Origin of the sequence: Pseudomonas putida S13.1.2, assembly GCF_000498395.2 — a bacterium.
GTDB lineage: Bacteria > Pseudomonadota > Gammaproteobacteria > Pseudomonadales > Pseudomonadaceae > Aquipseudomonas > Aquipseudomonas putida_Q.
This window is the reverse complement of sequence record NZ_CP010979.1, coordinates 2257739-2277494: the sequence shown is the minus strand read 5'-3', so window position 1 is coordinate 2277494 and position 19756 is coordinate 2257739. Positions and strand designations below refer to the sequence as shown.

Here is a 19756-nt window from a genome sequence, read left to right as displayed (position 1 = left end):
GTTATTTTTTGCCGGGCAGTACTGAGCTGAGCACTTGCTTGGCCGTCTGCACGATGACCCCGGCCTGGTCCGGGTCGCCCTTGAGCAAGGTGCTGGCGAACTTCTTCGCCTGCTCCAGCTTGATATGAGGTGGTAAAGGCGGCACGTCCGGGTCGGTCTTGAACTCGATCAGTACCGGCCGATCAGCGGCCAGTGCGCGTTCCCACGCCTCGGCGACGTCCTCTTCGCGCTCTACGTAGATACCTTGCAGGCCAATGGAAATGGCGAACAAATGGTAGGGCACGTCAGGAATGGACTGCGAAGCCTCGAACTTGGGGTCGCCCTCCATTACCCGTTGTTCCCAGGTGACCTGGTTGAGGTCTTCATTGTTGAACACCGCACAGATCCACTGTGGGTTGTCCCACTGCCGCCAATACTTGGCCACGGTGATCAATTCAGCCAGGTTGTTCATCTGCATTGCCCCATCACCCACCAGGGCAACCACCGCGCGTTGCGGGTGGGCGAACTTTGCCGCGATCGCATAGGGAACGGCGGCGCCCATGCAGGCCAGGCCACCGGACAGCGAGCACTGCATGCCCTGGCGGATCTGCAGGTCGCGGGCAAACCAGTTGGCACAGGAGCCAGAATCGCTGGTGATGATGGCGTGGTCGGGCAGGCGAGGGGACAGTTCATGGACCACACGTTGCGGGTTGATCGGGTCGGCCTTGACCAGCGCACGTTTGGCCACGGTCTTGTCCCACTGTGCACGCCAGGTCTCGACCTTGTCGCGCCAGCGCCGTTCGGTCTTGTGCTCGAGCAGTGGCAACAGTGCGCGCAAGGTTTCACTGGCATCGCCGACCAGGTTGACCTCCATCGGGTAGCGCAGGCTGAGCATGTCGGGCTGCAGGTCGATCTGCACGCCGCGCGCCTGGCCTTCCTTGGGCAGAAACTCGGAATAGGGGAAACCGGAGCCGATCATCAGCAACGTGTCGCATTCGCTCATCAGCTGATAGCTGGGTTCGGTGCCCAGCAGCCCGATCGACCCGGTAACCCACGGCAGGTCGTCTGGTAGAACAGCCTTGCCCAACAGCGCCTTGGCCACGCCAGCGCCCAGCGTTTCGGCGACCGCAATAACCTGATCAGTCGCCTGCAGGGCGCCGGCCCCTACCAGTATCGCCACCTTGCGCCCGGCATTGAGCACATCGGCGGCGCGCTGCAGGTCTTGATCGAACGGCACCACCCTGGGCTTGCTGTAGCCGATGCCGGAATGCACGGTACCGTGAGCCCTGGGGGGTTCGTGGTAGGGCAGGTCCTGCAGATCGTTGGGCAGGATCACGGCAGTGACGCGGCGTTCGCCGACGGCTGTACGCACTGCACGGTCGAGCAGGTGGCGCACCTGTTCCGGCGTCGAGGCTTGTTGCACGAACGCACCGGCGACGTCCTTGAACATGGACACCAGGTCGAGTTCCTGCTGGTAGTGCCCGCCCAGTGCCGCACGGGCCTGTTGGCCGACGATGGCCAGCACCGGCTGGTGGTCCATGCGCGCATCGTACAGGCCAGTAAGCAGGTGCGAAGCGCCCGGGCCGGAGGTGGCGATGCAAACGCCGAGTTCGCCGGTGAATTTGGCATGGGCGCTGGCCATGAAGGCGGCCATTTCCTCGTGGCGGGCCTGGATGAATTCGATCTTGCCGTTGGCCCGGCTCAGCGCGCCGAACACGCCGTTGATGCCGTCGCCGGGGTAACCGAAGATGCGCCGCACCCCCCATTGATACAAACGCTCGACCAGAAAGTCGCCTACCGTGCCGGTCATTGCCTGCTCCCGTTCTGTGATTGATAGGTGTCTGGACTTGGCACGCGTCGCTAAAGTTTCAACGGTATGCGCACCGGTCTGCCGACTGGAACCTTGATACAGACGGGTGTTCGCAAGTAAACCGACGAGAAAACCAGGAAGCGCACCATGAACGTTATCGACACCGCAGGTGCCCGCGTGCAGACCCTGTATTTCGAAGACGACGGCGCGATGCCGAACAGCCGTTACCCGGTATTGCTATATCGCGTACCGCTTGAACCGTCGGCAGACAATGCCAGTGCATTCGAGGCGTTGTTCAGCGCTCACCGCTGGGCGCCGTTGTGGCGTGACGGCATATTCGACTACCACCACTTCCACCCCAACGCCCATGAGGCATTGGGCATTGCCTGCGGGTGGGCCAAGGTGATGCTTGGCGGCGAAGCGGGCCAGACGGTGAGCGTGGGGATGGGTGATGTCTTGGTGCTGCCCGCAGGCACCGGCCATCGCTGCATCGAGCACAGCGAGGACTTTCTGGTGGTGGGCGCTTATCCCTGTGGGCAGGAGCACTACGAGATAAATCGGCCAGATCGAGCAGCGCACAAGCAGGCGCTGGCACGGATTGCCAAAGTACCAGGCCCGGAGCAGGACCCGGTCAGCGGCATTGGCGGTGCTTTGATGATGCTGTGGCGCTAGCGCGATGAGGCGCACAGGAAAAAGCCGGCTACGTGCGTCTTGCGCAGATGGTCAGCGCCGCCGAGCGGCGATCAGTCAAGGCAAAAACAGGCGAGGAACAGTCGCAGTGGCGCACGACGCTACGGGTTGCTACTGACGTCGGATAGTTCCAGGCTGCAGTTGATATGACGGGGTATCGGCACCACCCTGAGCTTTCCTTGACGCGCGCTTACTCTTCCTCCACCCCCTCAGGTTCATGGCGCACAGCACCAGTTGCAGCACAATCAGCGCCCAAGCCTGGGCATGCCATCCCCAGACTGACCACAGTATGTTGCTGGCGATAAAACAGCAGAAACCCACCATGCGTCGTCCGGGGCGGTGCGACCCGATGCACCAGGCTGCCACCACTGTGACCGCCATGGCAGGCCATTCCAGCAATTCGATCCAGCTGTCCATCGAAACGAGTCCCAGACATTAACCATGGCGCCTCGCCAGACCGGTCGCGCCCGGTCTGGCGAGGCGCCTTTTACTCAAGCAGCCCGCTGCTCACCCTTGAGCAGTTTTTTCTGGGCTTCCATGGCGGCCCCCAGTTCGTCCAGTTGGGCTTTACCCAGGAGCTTCTTCGCCGTGGGGAAGAGTTCCTCTTCCTCTTCCTCTATATGATGCTCGAGCAGCTCCTTCATCACCTTCACCCGACCGGCAAACTCAAGGGTGCCGGTGTCCGTATGAAGCAGATCAGGGAGCACCAGGGCGTCGACAGTCCGGTGTTCTTCCTTGGCTTCGTAATACATCTTGGCTTCCTCCTTGCCACCGGCCTGCTTGATCGCGGGGTAGAGGATGTCTTCCTCCAGGGCCGTGTGGACCTGCAGTTCCTGCTCGATCCGGTGCAGCAGATCAGCGCGCTTCTTAACGGCACGCTCGGTGGTCGAGGAGAGCTCTTCCAACAGCTTCTTGACCAGTTTGTGGTCTTGCATCAGCAGATCGATTGCATTCATGGTGTCACCTCGTTGCGGGCGAATGAATAATGGCTTCCTTGGTGTTGAGTAGCAGTACACGGCAGGGTTCAACGTTGATGATGTCTGGTAGCACAGGCTCGATCCGGCAGGCCCAATTCCCTCAGGCGCGCTCGCCTCTCAGCCAGCGTTCGTGATAATGAACCAGTCGGGTCAGCCCATAGACGGCGCCGTCGTGCATCACCTGCGAGCGCTCGCCAAAAAAACGCTGGGTGCGGGTAAACACGGCAATGGGCTCGCCGGCAAACGCCCAGGCGAAGCACAACGTGCCGGGCAGGATCCCCGATTGCGGGCTTGGCCCGGCTACGCCAGTGGTAGCGATGACCACGTTGGCGTCGCTGTCCTTCAACGCGCCCAAGGCCATCTCCCAGGCGACGGCCTCGCTGGTCAGGCCATAGCGCTCGATCGTGTCCTGGTTCACCCCTAGCAGGCGCTTCTTGGCAGTGGGTGAGTACACCACATAGCCGCTTTCCAATACCTCCCCTGTACCTGGAAAAGCCGCCAGCAAAGCCACCATGCACCCTGCGGTGCAGGACTCGGCCGTGGTGAGTATCAATTGATGATCTTTGAGGTAGCCGAGCACGGCCAGTACTGGATCGCACGCCATTTTCGAATCGACTCACGAGTTGTTGTGCGGTGGACGCACTGGCAGTGCAAATGGTTCAGGCAGAAGCACTGGGGCCCGTGCATACAGGCCCCGGCAAAGCATTCAGAGGATAGGTTTGCCCCCTGTAACGCCGTAGCGCGAACCCGAGATGTAGCTGGCTTCATCCGAACCCAGCAAGACGTAGATCGGCGCCACCTCGACCGGTTGCCCCGGTCGCCCCATCGGGTAGCCTGAACCAAAGTTTTTTACCGCCTCGTCAGGCATGGTGGCCGGGATCAGTGGTGTCCAGATCGGGCCGGGGGCCACGCTGTTCACCCGAATCCCTTGCTTGGCCAGCAACTGGGCGAGGCCTGCAGTGAAATTGGCAATCGCCCCTTTGGTGGCGGCATAGGCCAACAGGCTGGGTGACGGGTCGTCGGAGTTGACCGAGCTGGTGTTGATTATTGACCCGCCTTTGGGCATTGAGGGCAACGCGCGCTGGCAAATGCGGAAAATGGCAGTGATGTTGGTGTCGAACGTCATCACCCATTCATCGTCGTCAATGTCGGCCAGGCTTTCATGGGCCATCTGGAACGCGGCGTTGTTGACCAGGATATCGATGCGACCGAACTGTGCCACGGTCTTGTCGACAATGTCGTAGCAGTGCTGTTTGTGTGCCAGGTCACCGGGCAGCAGCAGGCACTGCCGGCCAGCGGCCTCGACCCAGCGCGCCGTTTCCTGCGCATCCTCGTGTTCATTCAAGTAGGCAATGGCAACGTCAGCGCCCTCGCGGGCATAGGCGATCGCTACGGCGCGGCCGATGCCGCTGTCGGCACCGGTAATCAGGGCGATCTTGCCTTCAAGCCGGTTGTTGCCGGTGTAGGTCTGCTCGCCACAGTCCGGATACGGCTCCATCTTGCGTTGTGAACCGGGAACGCTTTGCGGTTGGGATGGGAAGGGCGGGGTAGGGTAGTCGCTCATGGTGATATCTCCAGCAGTCGGAAACGCTCGTTACCGTTCGAGGGGGCGCGCGCAGCCGGTGTTGAAGTGGATCCTGGCTTTGTGCGACGGGCGGTTGTCACGCGCATTGCCAATGAATTTTCGTCGCGTGGACAGCTCTACCGCTCACCGGCCTTGCGCTGTCACGGGCAAGGCCAAGGTTTTCAAGGAGTATCGCAGTGCCTCGAATCATCACGCCCGCCACACCTGAACATGAGATCGATCAGCAAAATGCAAGGATGTTCGGTACGCCGAAAGAGCGGCTGGACTTCTATCGACGCGAAATTCAGTACGAGACCAGCATCCTGGCCAACCGAACCGATGCCTATCTCACTGCGCAGTCGTTTCTGGTCATCGCGTACGTCTCGGCGATGAGTAACCTGAACCAGGGCTGGGGTGAGATGTTCACCTTGATGGTGCCGGCTTTTCTCGCACTGCTCGGCGTGCTCAGTACGCTGAACGCCTGGCCAGGCATTCGCGCGGCCTTCCGGATCATCGAGCACTGGCAATTGAAGCAAAGCCATCTGCTGCGCAGCGAGCCGATGATGGGCTTGGCTTATGATGAATCGCCGCTGTTCTGCGAGGCAGAAACCTCACAGGCGGGGCACCGCAAATCGCTGCTGTTTTCCCTGCGCACGCCCTGGATTTTCCTCGGCTTCTGGATCTTGCTGGGCAGCTATTCGGTTTACATCCAGCTGGCGTGACCAGCGCCTCCTGGTCGGCACCCGGTGCGACCAGAAGACGCGCTGAAGATGATCAGACTCAGCCGGCCAGCGCCTTGAGCAGCTGCGCGTTGAAGGCGGGAATATCATCCGGCTGGCGGCTGGTGATCAGGTTGCCATCCACCACCACCTGTTCATCCACCCACGTACCGCCGGCGTTGCGAATGTCATCCTGCAAGGTCTTGTAGCTGGTCATTCGCTTGCCTTTAGCCAACCCGCACGATACCAGCAGCCACCCACCGTGGCAGATGACCGCCAGCGGCTTGCCCGCCGCATCATGGCTTTTTACCAGCTTTTGCGCGCCGGGGACCAGGCGAATCGTGTCGGAGTTCTGCACGCCGCCGGGCAGCACCAGGGCGTCGTACAGGTCAAGCTGCGCGCTGTCGAAGGTAGCGTCCACATTGAATTCGTCGGCGGGTTTGTCATGGTTCCAGCCACGTACGCTGCCTTCCTTGTCGCTCAGGATATCCACCACTGCGCCACTGTCTTCCAGCGCTTCACGCGGGCCGGTCAGTTCTACTTGCTCGAAGCCATCGGTGACCAGAAAGGCCACGCGCTTGCCGTTCAGTTGTGCACTCATCATGTGTTTCCTCTTACTGATAGGCCTTCCATAGGGGCCTGCGAACAGCGAGCAAAGTTCCTGCTCGATGCTCGGCGGCTCGTTCTGCCATGGGTTGGACCTTGGGCCCGGCGGTAACGCGCACCGGTAACTTGGCCTACAGTTAGCGTCACAGAAGATGGCGCAATGAAATTATTGATCAGCGCCACAACTATTTTCACCGGTAGATGTCATTGTCGAAGCCGGCGCAAACATTGGTGAGCCGGCCAGGCATTTTTCAGGAGCGAAGCGCACATGGCAGCACTGCAGAACAGCACGTTGGAAGCAATTGTCGGTAATCAGGCGCAGTTGCTGGCGGAGTGGATCAGCGCCCTGGAGGCCAATGGCGCGACACGCAATATTCGTGAACACGACTTGCGCCAGGAGACGCATGACTTCCTGCAGTTGGTGATTGACGGGCTGCGCAAGGAGGCCGGTACGCAGATTGGTGCGCAAGATTGGGAGGAAGCCCGGCGCTTCCTCGAAAAACTGTCTGCAAGCCGTGCCCAGGTCGGGCAGGAATCGCACCAGACGGCCTATTTCATCTTCGCCCTCAAGGGGCCGCTGTTCAGGTTGTTGCAGGCCCATTACGGAGAAAAACCAGCGCTGCTGGCCGAACAACTGTGGGAAATCTCCCAGTTGCTCGATGCGTTCGGCCTGCACACCATACGGACCTATCAGAAAAACCGCGAAGGCGTGATCAAGCGCCAGCAGGAAGAGTTGCTTGAGCTCTCCACCCCGGTGGTCAAACTCTGGGAGGGTGTACTGGCCCTGCCGTTGATCGGCACACTCGACTCGCAACGCAGCCAGACAGTGATGGAGTCGCTGCTGCAGCGCATTGTCGATACCGGCTCTGAGATTGCCATCATCGATATCACCGGTGTCCCAACTGTGGACACCCTGGTCGCGCAGCATCTGCTCAAGACCGTGACGGCCATCCGCTTGATGGGCGCCGATTGCATCATCAGCGGTGTTCGCCCGCAAATCGCCCAGACCATCGTGCACCTGGGCCTTGACCTGGGCACGTTGACCACCAAGTCCAACCTTGCTGACGCCTTGAAGCTGGCGCTTTCGCGTCTGGGTACCAGCACTGGCGAGAAGGTGTGAGGCGATGGAGCGTATTCCCATTCTGCAAATGGGCGAATTCCTGCTGGTAACCATTCAGGTCGACATGCACGACCAACTGGCGCTGCGCCTGCAGGACGATCTTACCGACCGAATCGACCAGACTTCAGCCCGCGGCGTGCTGATCGATATTTCCGCGCTGGATATGGTCGACTCGTTCATTGGCCGCATGATCGCCAGTATTTCCGGCCTTTCACGGATAATGGATGCCGAGACTGTGCTGGTCGGCATGCAACCCGCGGTGGCCATCACCCTGGTGGAACTTGGCCTGACCTTGCCCGGGGTAAGCACTGCACTGAATGTCGACCGCGGCATGCATCTGTTGCGGCAGCGGGTAGGCCACTCATGAGCATCCGCCAAAGCGGTAGCCAGCCGGTACGCCTGGAGCAGGACGTGGTACTGGCCCGTCAGCTGACCCGCAAGATTGCCACTGACTGCGGCATGCGGTTGGTCGACCTTACCAAACTGGTCACGGCTGTCAGTGAGCTGGCACGGAACACCGTGGTATACGGTGGCGGCGGTGACATGGACTGGGAGGTCATCGAACAAGCCGGGCGGGTTGGCCTGCGCCTGGTGTTTCGTGATGAGGGGCCGGGCATTGCCGACGTCAAACTGGCCCTCACCGATGGCTGGACGTCAGGCGGCGGGCTTGGCCTGGGGTTGACCGGCGCTCGCCGGCTGGTAGACGAATTTGATCTGGACACCACTCCCGGGCAAGGCACCCGGGTAACGATCACCCGATGGGCGTGAACCTGGCAGCGAGTTTGACGCAGGTGCTGCGCCTTGATGAGGCCAGCCAGGTCGGGCATGCCCGGCGTGTTGTCCAGAAGCTGGCCGAGCAGCTTGGTTTCTCTGCCGCCGACGCTGGCCGTGCGGCCATTGTTGCCACCGAGCTTGCCAGCAATGTGCTCAAGCACGCCGAGCGTGGCGAATTGCATATACGCGTGCTTGCGCATGGCGCCGATCCGGGAATCGAGCTGGTGGCGGTAGACCGTGCCCAGGGGTTCGACCTGGCCAGCTGCCTGGCTGATGGCTATTCCACCGGCGGCACCCAGGGCATCGGGCTGGGGGCGGTCAGCCGCTTGGCGCAAGTGTTTGACGTGCACGCCGACGCGAAGGGTGCTGTGGTACTGGCGCGCATTTACCGGCAAGATCATACGGTCAGGGATATACGCATCGGCGTCACCCAGCATTCGCTGCACGATGACCCGGCCTGCGGTGACAGCTGGCACGTAACGCTTGCTGATCAGCGTTTCAGCGCTGTGATGATCGATGGCCTTGGCCATGGCGAGGAGGCCGAGCGTGCGGCCAAGGCGGGCATTCAGGCCTTTACCCTGGCGCCCTTCAGCGCGCCGGAGCACGTGCTTGGCGAGATGCATCATGCAATGGCCGGCACCCGTGGCGGTGCGGCTGGCATCGCCCAGTACGACGGTACCGGCGACCGCCTGTCGTTTATCGGCATCGGCAATATCGGCGCTACCCTGGTCGGCACCGAACGGCCTCGCGGCCTGGCCTCGCACCCGGGCATCGTCGGCGGGCAATACCGCAAGGGCCAGGTGTTCGACTACGCTCACGTGAAGGGAAATCTGTTGATCATGTTCAGTGACGGCCTGCAGTCCCGTTGGAATCTGCAAACCTACCCCGGGCTTGTTCACCGCCACCCGGCGGTTATAGCCGCCGTGCTGCATCGCGATTTCTGCCGTGGGCGGGATGACGTGACGGTGTTGGTCATTGACCTGGAGACCGTGCATGGCTGAACCATCATCCAACAACAGCGCCGAGCAGGCCGACCTCGTCATCCGCTTGCAGGCCGAAAACCAGGCGCTGCGCGCCGAGCTGGAGGACACCAACCAGGGGGTGCTGGCGCTGTATGCCGAGCTGGACAGCCAGGCTGAGCAACTGCGCCAGGCGTCGGACCTGAAAAGCCGCTTTCTCTCCTACATGAGCCACGAGTTCCGCACGCCCTTGGGTTCGATCCTGAGCATCACCAGCCTGCTCGCCGACGAGGTAGACGGGCCGTTGAGCAAGGAGCAGCAGTTGCAGGTGGCGTTCATCAATACCGCGACGCGTGAACTGGGCGATATGGTCGACGACCTGCTGGACCTTGCCAAGATCGAAGCCGGCCGCATCACCATATCGCCTGCCTGGTTCGATATGCTCGACCTGTTCGCGGCCTTGCGCGGCATGTTCCGCCCGATCGTCGACACCGGCGCGGTAGACCTGATCTTCGAAGAGCCGCAGGGCCTGCCGAAGATGTATACCGATGACAAGAAGCTGGCGCAGATCCTACGCAATTTCATCTCCAACGCCTTGAAGTTCACCACCCGCGGTGAAGTGCGCGTGTCAGCGCAGCTTCTGGGTAGCGACCAGGTCCGCTTTGCCGTGAGTGATACGGGGATTGGTATTGCCCCCGAGCTGCTCGGCGGCTTGTTCGAAGACTTCGCCCAAGTGGACTCGCCGCTGCAAAAACGCCTGCGTGGCACTGGGCTGGGGCTGTCGCTGTGCAAGCGTTTTGCGGCGCTGCTGGGCGGGAAGGTGGGGGTGGAAAGTACGCCTGGCAGCGGGTCGTGTTTTTTTGTCATTCTGCCGATGGCGCTGGCCCCGGAGAGCGCTGATGAACGCTGATATCCGTCTGCTGATTGTCGACGACAACGCCGCCACACGCTATGCGCTGCGCCGCCGCCTGGCACTGCATGGCTACACGGTGATGGAGGCTGGCACCGGTGGCGAGGGGCTGGCGTTGATCGGCCGCGAGCAGTTCGATGCGCTGATCCTGGACGTCAACCTGCCGGACATGAGCGGCTTCGATATCGTCCGGTTGCTGCGTGCCAGGCCCGAAACGGCCTTGCTACCCGTGATCCACGTGTCGGCGGCGTCGATCCAGACGGGTGACATCATTACCGGGCTCGATGCAGGCGCCGACGCCTACCTGGTTCACCCCGTGGACGCCGACGTGCTGGTGGCCACCCTGGGTACCCTGCTACGGGTACGTGACACTGAGCGGGCCTTGCGGGAAAGCGAGGCGAGTTTTCGGGAAATCTTCACCAATGTGTCAGCCCCGATCGCCGTGGTTGATGCAGGGCTGAAGGTGCATGAATGCAACCATGCCTTCGAGCAGTTGATCCAGGACAATCGCAACCCCGATGCGTTGCAGGAATGCTTCGCCGATGACCAGCAGACCGCCATCGCCGATTTGCGTCAGCACCTGCTTGCGGGGCAGCGCTGGCGCGGCACGTTAGGCATGCATGTGGGCGGCATGCCCCGGGATACCGAGTGGCAGCTATCGCCCTACCGGGAGCCGGGATTGTGCCTGGTGTTTGTCGAGGACGTCACCGAGCATCGCCACCGCGAGCGCTCGCATCTGGCGCGCCTGGAGGACGCAAACACCCAGTTGGCGCGGGAAACGGCCCAGCGTGAGCAGACCGAGGCGCAACTGTTGCAGCTGCAGAAGATGGATGCTCTGGGCAGCCTGACAGGCGGTATCGCCCATGACTTCAACAACCTGTTGACCGGCATCATCACCAGCCTGGAGCTGATTCGTAAACGGGTAGCAGAGAACCGTATCGAAAAGGTCCCTGCATACGCCGACGCGGCCTTGAGCTCTGCCATGAGCGCTGCCTCGCTGACTCATCGGCTGCTCGCCTTCGCACGGCAGCAACCCCTGGACACGCGGCCGGTGGACATCAACGAGCGGGTTCGCTCGCTGGAGGAACTGATCAATCGCACCATTGGTGAGCGAATCGTGCTGCAACTGGAGCTGTCACACGAGCCCACCACTGCGCTGGTCGACCCCATCCAGCTGGAGAGCGCGGTACTCAACCTGGTGATCAACGCCCGCGACGCCTTGGCCAAGGGCGGGCATATCTGGGTGAATACGGCGGCGGCCTTCTCACTCGGTGACCCCAACCTGCGGGATGGCCCTTATGTGGCGGTGACGGTACGCGATGATGGTTGTGGTATCGCGCCGGAGCTGCTGGAAAAGGTATTCGATCCCTTTTTTACCACCAAGCCGGTAGGACAAGGTACCGGTCTTGGGCTATCGACCATCTACGGTTTTGCCCGCCAGTCGGGCGGGCACGTGTCGATCCACAGCGCGCCGGGGCTGGGCACTGAAGTCACCCTGATGTTGCCTGCCAGCAACCAGCAGGAGTCTTGCGAGGCGCCCAGCCCGCAAGTCGACCAGCAAGGCGCCGGGGAATATGTGCTGGTGGTCGAGGACATGGCTTCGGTGCGCCTGTCAGTGGCAGAAGTACTGGCCGATGCAGGATATCGCTGCGTGCTGGCCGAAACCATCGAGCAGGCCCTCGATCATCTGCGTGAAGATGCCGGTATTCAGTTGTTGTTGACCGATGTCGGCCTGCCAGGCATAAGCGGCCGCGAGCTGGCCGATATGGCGCGGAGCTACCGGCCGGGGCTGCCGGTGCTGTTCATGACCGGCTACGCGGAGACCGCCCTGGACCGCCAGGCGTTTCTGGGCAGTGGCATGGACCTGCTGATCAAGCCGTTCCAGATCAGCGAACTGCTCGTCAAGGTACGCCGGGCACTGGGTCATGCGACATGAAACTGCCTGCATAAGGCCGGTCAATACGGCCCCGGCTGCGCCGGGGTTCGCGGGGCAAGCCCGCTCCCACAGGTATGGCGCATGAGTTGGACGCGATGCGGTCCATGTGGGAGCGGGCTTGACCCGCGAACACGGGCGTAGCCCGTGCCAACCACCGCGCAGCCTGCTTCGGGTGCAAGCCCGCTTCCACAGGTTGTTTACGGGGAACCGGTTATCGCAGCTGAACGACCCGTCGCCAGGGTAAGTCAAACCATAATCGAGCACTTCACCAAGGCAACTGCGCAGATGACCTTCATCGTATGGTTCGCCATGCTGGGCGCAGTCTTGCTGCTGCTGGCGCTTTCATCCTCCTATTTACGCTGGATCCCGGTGACATCCTCGGTGGTGTGTCTGGCCTTGGGCATCGGGCTGGGATCATCCGGGCTTGGTTTACTCCACCTGGATGTCAGCAGTTCCAAGGGATGGATGGAGCACCTGACCGAGGTCGCGGTGTTATTTTCCCTCTTCTTCAGCGGCCTGAAATTGCGCTTGCCCTTGCACGACCGCCGATGGTGGAGCGCGTTTTACCTGGCGGGGCCTGTGATGATGATCTGCATCGGTGGCGTAACGTTGCTGCTGCACTACGGCCTGAACTTTGAATGGGGTATTTCAGTGCTGATCGGGGCGATCCTCGCACCCACAGATCCCGTGCTTGCAACACTTGTGCAGGTGGCCGATGCCCAGGACGATGATCCTGTGCGTTTCAGCTTGTCGGGGGAGGCTGGCTTGAACGACGGAGTGGCCTTTCCCTTCGTCATCCTTGGGCTGTTCCTGCAACAGAACCCCGGGCAGGCCTGGCTCGGCGACTGGTTGCTGAAGGACATGCTGTGGGCAGTGAGTGCTGGTCTGCTGCTTGGCTACTGGATGGGGCGCGGGCTGGGCAAACTCACACTCTTCCTGCGACTGCGCAACGACGACAGTACCGTATCGCCCAACGATTACCTGGCCCTGGCACTGATCGCGCTGGCCTATGTGTTTGCCGAAACGATCCAGGCCTATGGGTTTCTCGCCGTATTCGCCGCTGGGCTGGGTTTGCGCCAGGCGGAGGCTCATACATCCAGCAACCCGGAGGAGCCGGCTGCCGAACATTTGGTGCAGCCCGTAGTGGGGCACCAGCATGTGGCGCCGGAGCTGGCTGTCAAAGGTGATGTGCGCGGGCTGGACGATTCTCAGGTCGCAGCGGGGATCATGCTGGGGGACATGCTGGCCTTCGGCAGCCTGATCGAGCGTGCAATGGAGGTTTTTCTCGTGACCTTGCTCGGGGTGGTGCTGATAGAGCACTGGGACTGGCGGGCGTTGCTGATCGCCGGAGCGCTGTTCCTGGTGATTCGTCCCTTGAGCATCGTGCTGTTTCCGATCCGGGGAATGCTGGATATTCGACAACGTGGGCTGCTTGGCTGGTTTGGCATCCGGGGTATCGGTAGCTTTTACTACCTCTTCTATGCCCTTGACCATGGGCTGCCTCCTGGCTATGCGGCACAGAGCACCAACCTGGTGTTGTCAGTGGTAGCGTTGAGCATACTGCTGCATGGGTTGAGCGTGCAGCCGCTGCTTGCCCGATACGAAACGTGGAAGCAGCGGGCGTGATGAGGGCGCTTCAAACCCTTTGTCTTTGATGCTTAGCGGTCGACCCCTTGGCGGCGCCGGCGCTGCAAATGAGTGATCGCAAACCCGGCAATGGCCCCGAGCACGGCGGCACTCACCAACACCGCTGTCCTGTCTTTTCGGGCTCTCCAGCCACCGTCCACACTGCGCCGGTCACTCGGCGGTTCGAACAGGTTACCGGGCGATGTTCCGGCGCTGGGGCTACGGCTCAACCCCCAGCGGGTCAGCCATCCTGAAAGCAGCGGCAGCCCCGGGACGAGGTAGCTGGCCAGGTGGGCAAGGCGAGCGGTTGCCCCGACCGTGGTGCGCGCACGAGGGGAGAGGGCGCAAGCCACCATGGCCTTGGCCACCAGCTCCGGGTCGTAGACTGGCCCGGGGGGCGTCAGCGTGTGGCCAGTGTAGTTGCCACCATCCCTGAAACCCGGGGTATCCATGACCGCAGGATAGATATCGCAGACATGAATGTCGGTAAACGCCGTCAGTTCTCCGCGCAGCGCGTCGGTCAGGCCACGCAGGCCGAATTTGCTCGCCGAGTAGGCCGCTGCATAGGGTTGCGCGATCCAGCTCCCGAGTGACAACGTGTTGATCAGGATGCCGCTGCGTTGCGCCTTGAAATAGGGAAGGGCGACGTAGGCGCCACGGAGGTAACCGATCAGGTCGGTTTGAATGACTTGCTCATGCGCCTCCAGTGGCGTGTCCTCGAAATTGCCGACCGCGCCGACGCCTGCGTTGTTGACCCATATATCGATTCGCCCATGGCCAAACTCGGCAGCCTGCGCAGCCAGCGCCTGCACCTGGTCGCTGCGGCTGACATCGGTAGTGATTGCCACGGCGTCAGTACCGCAATCAGTGCACTCGTCCAGCACGTCGAATAACGCTTCCTCATCCCGCGCAGCAAGCACCAGGCGAGCGCCTTTGCAGGCAAAGGCATGCGCAGCGGCCCTGCCGATGCCACTTGAAGCGCCAGTGATGACCACGACCTTGCCGCGCAACGGGCCTTGTGTCGATACGGGGGCGGCCGGCGGTGCAGGCTCGGCAGCCTGGGGTGGCTCGATGTCCTCAGGCGCAGGCGCGAGGGTGGCGCTGGCTTCCATCTTCGAGAGCTCAAGGGCGGTGCCGTCGACCAGCACCAGTTTCAAGCCCTCGATGGTGCCCGCTACCCGGTCCGCAAAGACCGGCTCGCCTTCTGCATCCAGGCTGTCATAAATGAACGTGGTCCCTTCGAGCCAGCCGACTGCAGTCAGCAGTTCTGGGCCAAGGTAATATTTGCCGTCCTGAAAGTAACCGGGGAATTGATGGGCGCGTTCGATGTTTTCCACGCAGTAGCGTTCGCCTGGTTTCATGCCTGTCGCTTGATCGATCATGGTGCAGAACCCTCTCGAAGTGTGTCAGCAAGCGTTCAACCTTCGCTGTGTACAAAGGCATCGGGTAAGCAGGGGAATGCGTGGGACGCTGTAAAGTTCAGGTCAAGGGTTCCAGTGGCGTGCTGAATTACAAGATGACCGCTGGTGTGCAGCGAGTGAACCTCCTGGGTACCCGAGCCTCGACTAGGAGAGGGCACGAATGATGCACAAGGGACGCTCAGGATGATTCATCTTGGTTGCGCAGGCTGGAACCTGTCACGGCTTCATGCCGAACACTTCCCCCTGCATGGGACCCATTTGCAGCGTTACGCGGGCCGATTGAACGCGGTCGAAATCAACTCCTCGTTCTACCGTGCTCATCGGTCGCAAACTTATGCCCGATGGGCTGCGTCGGTGCCTGAGCACTTTCGTTTTTCCGTCAAGTTACCCAAGGCCATCACCCATGAGCACCGCTTGCAGGGCTGTGCGGGCCTGCTCGAGCGGTTTCTCGATGAGTGCGGGCATCTGGGCGATCGCCTTGGGTGCCTGCTGGTGCAGTTGCCGCCGTCGCTGGCGTTTGAAGTTGACGTTGTTCATGCGTTTTTCACCGACCTGCGCGCGCGTTATGAGGGAGGGCTGGCGGTCGAGCCGCGGCACCGATCATGGGCGGCAGCGCAGTCGGTGCTCGTCGACTTTCAGGTTGCCCAAGTCGCGGCCAGCCCCTCGCGCTTTGGTGTGGATGCCCAGCCAGGCGGCTGGCAGGGCCTGGCCTATTGGCGCTTGCACGGTGAGCCGCAGATTTATCGCAGCGCTTATGGCAGCGACTACCTGCAGCGTCTGGCTACCCAGTTGCAGAAGCGCGACAGCTTGCAACTACCGACCTGGTGCGTATTCGACAACACCGCAAGCGGAGCGGCCCTGGGCGACGCACTGGCGGCCGAGGCCTGCTTGCAAAGGCGTTGATGTACTCGATTACAGCACCTTGTCGAGCGTGATCGGAAACGCCCTCACACGCTTGCCCGTGGCATGGTAGACCGCGTTGGCCACTGCCGCCGCCACCCCGACCACGCCGATTTCACCCACCCCCTTGGAGCCCAGCTCGTTGACGATGTCGTCGTTCTCTTCAACGAAAATAACCTCGATATCGCCGCTGTCCGCGTTGACCGGGATGTGGTACTCCGCCAGGTTGTGGTTGACGATGCGGCCCAACCGGTGATCGGTCAAGGCTTCCTCGTGCAGGGCCATGCCCACGCCCCACACCACGCCCCCCAGGATCTGGCTGCGCGCGGTTTTCGGGTTGACCACCCGTCCTGCTGCGACGGCGCTGACCACCCGGGTGACCTTGATCGTGCCAAGGTCCTCGTCAACATGCACCTCCACAAAGACCGCCGAATGTGTAGCGGTGGAGAAGGGTTGGCGCCTGGCACCTGGCTCGGCTTCTATGTGCACTTCGAAACTTCGCCCCGGGGCGCTGGCGACTATCTCCGCCAAGGCCAGGCGATGGCTGCCCGCATGCAGGTAGCCCTCGGCGAAGACGATTTGCTCTGTGGGGGTGCTGGCCACCTCGGCATACGACTTGCGCGCATGTTCCAGCAGCTTGGTGCGCAGGACCAGGCAGGCCTGGCGCACCGCCGAGCCCACCGACGACACCGTGAACGAGCCACCCTGCAGCGGTGCTGTCGGCAGTGAGGAGTCCCCCAGCACGAAGGTGACATCCTGCACCCTGGTGCCGACTGCATCGGCTGCGATCTGGGTCATGACGGTGTAGGTGCCGGTACCGATGTCGGTGGTGGCGCTACTCACGGTCAGGTGCCCCTGGGCATCGATGCAGGCTTTGGCGCTGGCCTTCATCTGCATGGCTTCCCAGACCCCGCCGGCCATGCCCCAGCCGATCAGCTGGTGGCCATTGCGCATGCTGCGCGGTTGCGGGTTGCGGTTTTGCCAGCCGAAACGCTCGGCACCTTGCTGGTAGCATGCCAGCAGCTCCTTGCTGGAGTAGGGCTTGCCCTCATTGCCATTGTTGGCGGCGAAGTTGCGCCGGCGCAGGTCGAGCGGGTCGATCAGGGCTGCGCAGGCGAGCTCATCCATGGCGCATTCGAGGGCAATCATGCCTGACGCGGCCCCTGGGGCACGCATGTCCAGCGGGGTATATACATCGAGCGGCGCCAGGCGATAGCTGAGCGCAACGTTGTCGCACTGGTAGAGCATGCCGCTCCATTCCACCAGGTGCTCGGTAAAGTCCTCGAAGCGTGATGTCTGGCCCAGTGCATCGTGGGCGATCGCTAGCAACCGCCCGCCAGCGTCAGCACCCAGGCGCAGCCGCTGCTCGGTGCGGGGCCGGTAGCCGAAGGTAAACATTTGCTGGCGAGTCAGCGTGACGCGCACCGAGCGTTGCAAATGCAACGCCGCCATCACGGCCAGCGGTAACTGGTACTGTGGGCGCAGGCCCGAGCCGAAGGCGCCGCCGACGAATGCCGCGCGCACGCGAATGTTGGCCTTGGGCAGGCCGAACACCTTGTGCAGGTAGTCCTGGCAATTTTGCGTGCCTTGGGTCTTGTCGTGGATTTCGAGGGTGCCGTCGGCCTTGTAGTGCACGGTCGAAGCATGGGGCTCCATCGGGTTGTGATGCTCGCTGGCCGTCAGGTAGGTGGCATCTATCTGCACCGGCGCAGCGGTAAACTGCCCGGCGAAATCGCCACGCGGTGCCGGTGTTTCGGCGGGTGCCTCATGCGACTGCCGGGCTGCACCCAGGTCTGTCTGGTGGGCCTCCTCGGCATAGTCGATTCTGATCAGCGAGCCTGCGTATCGCGCCACCTCAAGGGTTGTGGCTACCACCAGGGCCAAGGGTTGACCGCTGTAGAGCACGCGGTCGTTGAACAAGGGGCGAAACGGCGACCCCTCGGCCGAGTCGGCGTCACTGTAATCGTCGTCATAACTGGAAATGTGCGGCCGATGGCCATGGTCCAGCACAGCGACTACCCCGGGCACGCGCATTGCCTGTGAATGGTCGATGGCGAGCACCCGACCACAGGCGATGGTACTGCACACGACGCTGCCATGGAGCAGCCCGGCTTGTGGGTACTCACCTGCGTAGCGCGCCTGCCCTGTAACCTTGGCGACGCCGTCCACGCGGTCCAGGGGCGTGCCGACTATGGGTGTGGTGTCGATCATGGTGTTGTCCCCCCGGCTGCGGCACCGAGCACTGCCTCGCTCAATGCCCGAACGATTGCACGTTGCGCGAGTGTTACCTTGAAACCGTTGTGGCTCAGGGGTTGTGCCCCTTGCAGCAGGGTGTGTGCGGCTTGGGTGAAAAGCGCTTGCGAAGGCGCCTGGCCGGCCAGCATCGTTTCTACAACCGTGTCCCGCCACGGTTTGTGGGCAACGCCGCCCAGCGCCAGTCGAGCCCGCTGGATCACGCCGTCATCGAGGCTCAAGGCCGCGGCGACTGATACCAGTGCGAACGCATAGGAGGCGCGGTCGCGAATCTTCAGATAACGGTAATGGTGTTCGAATACAGGGGGTGGCAACTCGATGGCGACCACCAGTTCATCGGTTGCCAGTTGGTTGTCGCGCTCCGGGGCGTCGCCGGGCAGGCGGTGGAAATCCGCGAAGGGTATCTTGCGTTCACGGGCTGGCCCCTGTACATGCACCACAGCTTCGAGCGCCGCCAGTGCAACGCACATGTCCGAGGGATGGGTGGCGACGCAGGCATCGCTGGCGCCGAGAATGGCATGGATACGGTTCAGGCCTGTACGCGCTGGGCATCCGCTGCCCGGTTCGCGCTTGTTGCAGGGTGTGCCGGTGTCGTAGAAGTAATAGCAACGGGTACGTTGCAGCAGGTTGCCGCCGGTGCTGGCCATGTTCCGCAACTGAGGTGATGCCCCCGCCAGAATGGCTTCGGACAGCAGCGGGTAATGCTGTTGGATGATTGGATCCCAGGCCAGGTCGGCATTGCTCACCAATGCACCGATCAGCACTCCGCCATTCGAGGTGGCCTGGATGCCGTTCAGGCCAAGCCCGGAGATGTCGATCAGGCGGTTGGGGCGAACCACGTTTTCCTTCATAAGGTCGACGAGGTTGGTACCACCGGCAATGAAACGCGAGCTGGCGTCTGCCAGGCTGACAGCTTCGCTGACCGATGCGGGCTTGTGGTAACTGAATGGCGTCATGAATTCGACCCGCCTTGTCGCCGGGCCGCGTCCATCATCAATGGCATGGCTTCTTCTACTGCTGCGACGATGTTGCCGTAAGCTCCGCAGCGGCACAGGTTGCCGCTCATCTGCTCGCGAATGGCCTCGCGAGTGTCAGCATGCCCTTCGTACACCAGCCCGACTGCGGAGCAGATCTGCCCTGGGGTGCAATAGCCACACTGGAAGGCATCATGGCGGATGAAGGCGCGTTGCACGGGGTGCAGCTCGCCGTCGCTGGCCAGGCCTTCGATGGTGACCAGCTCAGCCCCGTCGCACATGACGGCCAGCGTGAGGCAGGCGTTGATACGCTTGCCATCACGCAACACTGTGCAGGCCCCACACTGGCCATGGTCGCAGCCCTTCTTGGTGCCTACCAGGTCCAGCTGCTCACGCAGCAGGTCGAGCAATGTGGCCCAAGGGTGCACCTGCAGTGATCGGGGCTGACCATTGAGGGTCAGGCGGATGGGGTGTTCTACGACACCCTCGGGGGCGGTTGCGCTCATGGATGGTCCTCACGGTCGGTCTTGCACAGTTG

The 19756-nt window shown here is 62.1% G+C and carries 20 protein-coding genes; 10 read left to right on the top strand and 10 right to left on the bottom strand.

Features of this window, described 5'->3' with window-relative positions:
- Position 1: 1 nt before the first annotated feature.
- Complete coding sequence (locus tag N805_RS10340; protein WP_028613695.1) at positions 2-1789, bottom strand: thiamine pyrophosphate-requiring protein; 1788 nt, start codon at positions 1787-1789, stop codon at positions 2-4.
- Positions 1790-1936: 147 nt separating this feature from the next.
- Between N805_RS10340 and N805_RS10335 the strand changes: the two genes are divergently transcribed.
- Positions 1937-2461, top strand: coding sequence for a hypothetical protein (locus N805_RS10335; protein WP_028613696.1), 525 nt, complete (start codon positions 1937-1939; stop codon positions 2459-2461).
- 129 nt (positions 2462-2590) lie between these two features.
- On the opposite strand, the gene N805_RS30995 is transcribed toward N805_RS10335, so the two are convergent.
- From N805_RS30995 to N805_RS10320, 4 genes are all read right to left on the bottom strand, one after another.
- Positions 2591-2896 (bottom strand): hypothetical protein, encoded by a 306-nt coding sequence (locus tag N805_RS30995; RefSeq protein ID WP_080956793.1) that lies wholly within the window; start codon positions 2894-2896, stop codon positions 2591-2593.
- A gap of 74 nt (positions 2897-2970) precedes the next feature.
- A complete protein-coding gene (locus N805_RS10330) occupies positions 2971-3435 on the bottom strand; it encodes a hemerythrin domain-containing protein (protein ID WP_019473921.1) in 465 nt (154 codons plus the stop codon).
- A 121-nt stretch (positions 3436-3556) separates the two neighbouring features.
- Positions 3557-4060 carry a CinA family protein gene (locus tag N805_RS10325; RefSeq protein ID WP_026034707.1) on the bottom strand — a complete coding sequence of 168 codons (504 nt, stop codon included), beginning with the start codon at positions 4058-4060 and terminating at the stop codon, positions 3557-3559.
- A gap of 102 nt (positions 4061-4162) precedes the next feature.
- Positions 4163-5020, bottom strand: a complete 858-nt coding sequence (locus tag N805_RS10320) for a glucose 1-dehydrogenase (protein WP_019473919.1) — start codon at positions 5018-5020, stop codon at positions 4163-4165.
- Positions 5021-5217: 197 nt separating this feature from the next.
- Between N805_RS10320 and N805_RS10315 the strand changes: the two genes are divergently transcribed.
- Entirely contained in the window at positions 5218-5742 is a 525-nt protein-coding gene (locus N805_RS10315; RefSeq protein WP_019473918.1) for a hypothetical protein, read from the top strand.
- Between the two features lie 58 nt (positions 5743-5800).
- Here N805_RS10315 and N805_RS10310 read toward each other — a convergent pair whose 3' ends face one another.
- Positions 5801-6340, bottom strand: a complete 540-nt coding sequence (locus N805_RS10310) for a type 1 glutamine amidotransferase domain-containing protein (protein WP_019473917.1) — start codon at positions 6338-6340, stop codon at positions 5801-5803.
- A gap of 273 nt (positions 6341-6613) precedes the next feature.
- Between N805_RS10310 and N805_RS10305 the strand changes: the two genes are divergently transcribed.
- The 7 genes from N805_RS10305 to N805_RS10275 all read left to right on the top strand — a co-directional run bounded on the left by N805_RS10305 (position 6614) and on the right by N805_RS10275 (position 13670).
- On the top strand, positions 6614-7465 hold the full coding sequence (locus N805_RS10305) for an STAS domain-containing protein (protein ID WP_019473916.1): 852 nt from the start codon (positions 6614-6616) through the stop codon (positions 7463-7465).
- A 4-nt stretch (positions 7466-7469) separates the two neighbouring features.
- Positions 7470-7832: an STAS domain-containing protein gene (locus tag N805_RS10300; protein WP_016500103.1), complete on the top strand. Its 363-nt coding sequence runs from the start codon at positions 7470-7472 to the stop codon at positions 7830-7832.
- Positions 7829-8233, top strand: coding sequence for an anti-sigma regulatory factor (locus N805_RS10295; protein ID WP_019473915.1), 405 nt, complete (start codon positions 7829-7831; stop codon positions 8231-8233). Before N805_RS10300 ends, N805_RS10295 begins: the two co-directional genes overlap by 4 nt.
- Positions 8224-9240 (top strand): ATP-binding protein, encoded by a 1017-nt coding sequence (locus N805_RS10290; protein WP_019473914.1) that lies wholly within the window; start codon positions 8224-8226, stop codon positions 9238-9240. Before N805_RS10295 ends, N805_RS10290 begins: the two co-directional genes overlap by 10 nt.
- Positions 9233-10108, top strand: a complete 876-nt coding sequence (locus N805_RS10285; protein ID WP_019473913.1) for a sensor histidine kinase — start codon at positions 9233-9235, stop codon at positions 10106-10108. The genes N805_RS10290 and N805_RS10285 overlap by 8 nt, the downstream gene beginning before the upstream one ends.
- A complete protein-coding gene (locus tag N805_RS10280) occupies positions 10098-12044 on the top strand; it encodes a response regulator (protein ID WP_026034706.1) in 1947 nt (648 codons plus the stop codon). Before N805_RS10285 ends, N805_RS10280 begins: the two co-directional genes overlap by 11 nt.
- A gap of 285 nt (positions 12045-12329) precedes the next feature.
- On the top strand, positions 12330-13670 hold the full coding sequence (locus N805_RS10275) for a cation:proton antiporter (protein ID WP_019473912.1): 1341 nt from the start codon (positions 12330-12332) through the stop codon (positions 13668-13670).
- Positions 13671-13702: 32 nt separating this feature from the next.
- Here the strand turns inward: N805_RS10275 and N805_RS10270 are convergent, their stop codons facing one another.
- Positions 13703-15052, bottom strand: a complete 1350-nt coding sequence (locus tag N805_RS10270) for an SDR family oxidoreductase (protein WP_026034705.1) — start codon at positions 15050-15052, stop codon at positions 13703-13705.
- 222 nt (positions 15053-15274) lie between these two features.
- Between N805_RS10270 and N805_RS10265 the strand changes: the two genes are divergently transcribed.
- Positions 15275-15994 (top strand): DUF72 domain-containing protein, encoded by a 720-nt coding sequence (locus tag N805_RS10265; protein ID WP_019473910.1) that lies wholly within the window; start codon positions 15275-15277, stop codon positions 15992-15994.
- A gap of 9 nt (positions 15995-16003) precedes the next feature.
- On the opposite strand, the gene N805_RS10260 is transcribed toward N805_RS10265, so the two are convergent.
- The 3 genes from N805_RS10260 to N805_RS10250 are packed head-to-tail and all read right to left on the bottom strand — an operon-like array spanning position 16004 to position 19724.
- On the bottom strand, positions 16004-18202 hold the full coding sequence (locus N805_RS10260; protein WP_019473909.1) for a xanthine dehydrogenase family protein molybdopterin-binding subunit: 2199 nt from the start codon (positions 18200-18202) through the stop codon (positions 16004-16006).
- Entirely contained in the window at positions 18199-19200 is a 1002-nt protein-coding gene (locus N805_RS10255; protein ID WP_019473908.1) for an FAD binding domain-containing protein, read from the bottom strand. Before N805_RS10255 ends, N805_RS10260 begins: the two co-directional genes overlap by 4 nt.
- The gene (locus N805_RS10250) at positions 19197-19724 is read right to left on the bottom strand and encodes a (2Fe-2S)-binding protein (protein WP_019473907.1); all 528 of its coding nucleotides are present in this window, start codon (positions 19722-19724) and stop codon (positions 19197-19199) included. Before N805_RS10250 ends, N805_RS10255 begins: the two co-directional genes overlap by 4 nt.
- Between the last annotated feature and the right edge of the window lie 32 nt (positions 19725-19756).